This window comes from Streptacidiphilus neutrinimicus, assembly GCF_000787815.1.
Taxonomy (GTDB): Bacteria; Actinomycetota; Actinomycetes; order Streptomycetales; family Streptomycetaceae; genus Streptacidiphilus; species Streptacidiphilus neutrinimicus.
In genome coordinates, this window is sequence record NZ_BBPO01000164.1 from 1 (window position 1) to 3,736 (window position 3,736).

At 69.2% G+C, this 3,736-nt stretch carries 2 protein-coding genes and 2 pseudogenes; 1 reads left to right on the forward strand and 3 read right to left on the reverse strand.

What is annotated here, in order from left to right:
• From TR48_RS38130 to TR48_RS38140, 3 genes and pseudogenes are all read right to left on the reverse strand, one after another.
• Positions 1-664, reverse strand: a pseudogene (locus tag TR48_RS38130) (hypothetical protein); the annotation flags it as partial.
• A 46-nt stretch (positions 665-710) separates the two neighbouring features.
• Positions 711-887 carry a hypothetical protein gene (locus tag TR48_RS44630; RefSeq protein ID WP_170183581.1) on the reverse strand — a complete coding sequence of 59 codons (177 nt, stop codon included), beginning with the start codon at positions 885-887 and terminating at the stop codon, positions 711-713.
• A 674-nt stretch (positions 888-1,561) separates the two neighbouring features.
• Positions 1,562-2,041 carry a hypothetical protein gene (locus TR48_RS38140; protein ID WP_042375512.1) on the reverse strand — a complete coding sequence of 160 codons (480 nt, stop codon included), beginning with the start codon at positions 2,039-2,041 and terminating at the stop codon, positions 1,562-1,564.
• 809 nt (positions 2,042-2,850) lie between these two features.
• On the opposite strand from TR48_RS38140, the pseudogene TR48_RS38145 reads away from it, so the two are divergent.
• Positions 2,851-3,736: pseudogene (locus TR48_RS38145) on the forward strand (hypothetical protein); the annotation flags it as partial.

Below are 3,736 nucleotides of genomic sequence, written 5' to 3' on the forward strand. Positions count from 1 at the left end.
CCTCGTGGAGCCGGTGGGCGATCTCCTCGGCCACCGAAGCGCGCATCTGCGGCGGGGGGGAGCCTCGGGCCCGGGCAGCCGGTGCGGTGCAGCGGCAGCGCCGGTCTGGGCCGTCGGCCGCGACCAGGGTCGTCAGCGCCGACAGAGGAAGCCAGCGCCCCGCGAGCGGCCGGTAGGGCGGCAACTGGGACACGGACGGGTCCGGTACGCCGGGCAGGACGGCGCAGGCGTGCGCGAGGCGGTAGCCGACGGGGGCGAGCATCCGCTCCACCGGGGCCGGGACCGTGCCGCGGTGGCAGACCAGGACCAGGCGCACGCCGATGCGGGAGCGGAGATCGAGCAGGTCCTGAAGGCGGCGCCGGTCCAGCAGGTGGGCGCGCAGCACCGTCAGGTGGGTGACGGACGTGGCGAGGATCCAGGCGGCGGCCATCGCCCACGGCGGCTCGGCAGCCCGGCCCGGATAGCCGCTGACGGGAACGGGTTTGCCCAGTGCGGCGAGCACGTCGTAGGCGAGGCAGACACTGGAGTCGGTGCCGGGCGTGGGATGGACGGTGAGGCGGCCAGCGCCGGGGTCGTGCGCCGCCAGCGCGGCACGGGTGTGCAGGGCGTCGTCGAACGGGTCCAGCACCACGGTGACCGGGGGCGGGTCGGGACAGGTCATCATCAGGAACCCTCCGTCACGGTTCGTCGCGGGCACGCGGGTCGACGGGTCACGCGAGGCGGCTGAAGGCCCAGCGCAGCAGTTCCTGGTCGATGCGCGAGCGGCCGGTGCGGGCCAGCGCGGTCCGGGCGTGGGCGGTCAACTGGGCCCAGGCGCGGAAGTTGCCGTGCGCGGCGTGTCCGTCGGCGAAGGAGATGTCGGGGGTCAGACAGCCCAGAACGAGCACTTCGCGCCCCAGCCTGGCTTTGAGTCCCGGGATGGGGGAGAGCGGAAGAACGCCTTCGACTCCTACGCCGCGAGGGTCGACTGGACCGACCCGGACCAAGTCGCCCGTGCCTTGCGCGTGTTCGAGCAGCTCCTGCGCCGGCTGAACAACGACTCCCGAATGAACCCTGGCAAGTGAGGGCGAGGAACAGCAGGCCGTGGGCCTTGTGCTTGCCGGAGTAGTTCGGCCGGTTCTCATCCCCGGTGCGGCGACGGGTACGCACGAGGGTCCCGTAGAGCAGGACCACGACACCACCCTTTCGGGCGATCTTCTTCAGCGCGCGGTCCAGACGCGGGGCCCGAGCGGCGAGGAGTTCGATCACTTCCAGCGTCCAGCACCGGACCGTGGAGGCGGAGACGCCGTTGCCGCCCGCCATGTCCAGGAGCCGCTGGTCGTGCCGCAGAACTGCGAGGACGATCAGGGCGATCTTTCCCGGTGCGAGCTTGCGCCAGCGCGAGCCGATCTTCTTCAGGAGGTCCCGGATCAGGCCGGCGACCAGGTCCACGGTGGTCGTGGACAGTTCCAGTCGGCATTGGTAGGCAAGACCGTCAGGGCCCTCGGCGGGCCGGGTGTTCAGTCGCATGGACGACCCAACTCCCACCGGGGGCTCGCGGGTTACGGACAGTTCTGGTCGTTCAGGCGGTCCGCGTGGGCGCCGAGGTGTAGCGCCCGGCGGGAGTGCGGTGCAGCCACCCGCGCTCGGCCAGGCGCTTGAGCTGGCCGCGGACCGGTTCCACCTGGGCCGGCTGGGTGCCACGGCCGAGACCGACCGCGACGTCCTTGGCCGTGGCCGCTTCCGGCATCCCGCCCACGATCGTCATGATCCGGCGGTAATCGTCCGGCAGCACGTGCTCCTCCATGTCCGCCACGCGGTGCGGCACCAGCAGCATCCCGCCCGCCCCCGGCGCGGTCGTGACCCGCTCCAGTTCGGCGTCCATCGCCGGATCGTCTGCCGTGCCCGTGCGCTCGGCCTCGATGAACTGCCCGATCACCACCTCGGCCGCCTCAAGGCGAGCGACCTCGGCCTCGATCTCAGCGAGTTCCTTGCGCAGCCGCACCGCCCGATCGGCCAGGACCACCCGGCGCTCGATCACCCAGGCCAGCACCTCCGCCAACGCCAGCCCCTCCCTACGCGGCAACCAACTGGCCCACCCGACGCTACGCGACACCCGGGACCTGGCAGGCGAATTGACGGGAACCGACCGGAACTGCACGACAGCCGATCACGCCGAACGATCAACGCCGCCATCAGCCGGAGGACTCCATCACCGCATCACGCCAGCCCCCGTGACCTGCGACTTCAGGTTGAGAACTTCTCATTGCGAGCAGTCCTGGACAGCAGCTCACGGTCACGGGTCTCCATGGCAGGAGAGTAGGAGCCACAACGGCTCGTGCGGAGCGCTTTTCCGGCGTCCGTATCCCGTCACATGCCCGTCCTATGTTGCCTGGGCCGGCACTGTCTACGTTGCGTTCGTGGTGGTCACCTTCTCCCGTCGATCCAGCGGGCCACCTCCTTGGCGTGGCTGCCGACGGCGGTGCCGCAGGTCGTATAGACGAGTGCCAGTCCTCGCAGCGCCGGGGCGCCGTCGGAGCATCACGCTTTCATCACACGCCCGAACAGCACACGATAACTTCACGTGATTCTCTTTCGGTCAAAAGGGACCATCCCCTTCCGATTGCTACTCTGTGCAATCGAATGATGTTTGCCTGACCACGGTCATTTACGCCATGGAGCGCCAGTTTCACCAGCTCAGAGCAGATATCTGTGGCGCGCCCGTGCAAGGATCACGCAGTCGCTGGACAATCACCAAGGCTACGGATGGTGATTGACCCCAATGTCTGGTTAAGAGGTTCTTACGTGCTTTCATGCAGATCCGAAGGTCGCCTGATACCCCCACCGCGGACAAGACGCACGGCAGTCGCCGTGGCAGTTGCCTTGGTCGCCACGGCGGTCGTCACCATCTCACCGGCGACCGCCGCCGGTTCGGCCCCAGCGGCCGCCATGCCCGACATGGCCGCGGCGATGGCAGCCGCGCGGGCTCAGGGCAGTGCGGTTGAGGTTATGGATGAACGGACCGATGCCTCACAAACCTTCGCCAATCCGAACGGGACTCTCTCCTACGACGCCTCCGCGCAACCGAAGTGGGTCAAGACCGGTGGCACATGGACGGACCTGGACGCGACGCTGGTCCAGGGCGAAGGCGGGAGTTGGACGCCCGCTGTCTCCGAGTCCCCTCTCGTTCTGTCGGGTGGCGGTAGCGGGCCGCTGGCCACGATGACGGTCGACGGCAAGCAGCTCACCCTCATCTGGCCGAGTGCCCTGCCTTCCCCCTCCGCGTCGGGCCCCACGCTCACCTATGCAAACGTCCTCGCATCGGGCGTCGACCTGCAGGTGACAGCCACTGCAGCGGGCGGAATCGAGGAGACCCTGGTCATTAAGAACGCCGCCGCAGGCTCCGACCCTGCGCTGGCCGACCTTGTCCAGACGGTCGACGCCAGCAACGGCACTGTGCTGTCCACGGACGCGGGCGGCAACCTGACGGACACCGCCTCGGGCGGACAGTTGTTGGTGAATGCCCCGGCTCCGGTCATGTGGGATTCTGCCTCCAGCACCGACGTGGCCGCCACGCCCGCCGACAGCCCCAGCCCGGCCGACACCACCAGCTCCGGCGGCGCACAGGCCGCCGCCAGCCTGAAGATCGCCCTGGCGTCCCTGAGCCACCCGGCCACACGCTCCACCGCCCAGGCACCCGGCTCACACGCCCACCAAGGCCGAGTGAAGGCCACCTTCAAGAACCACAAGCTACATC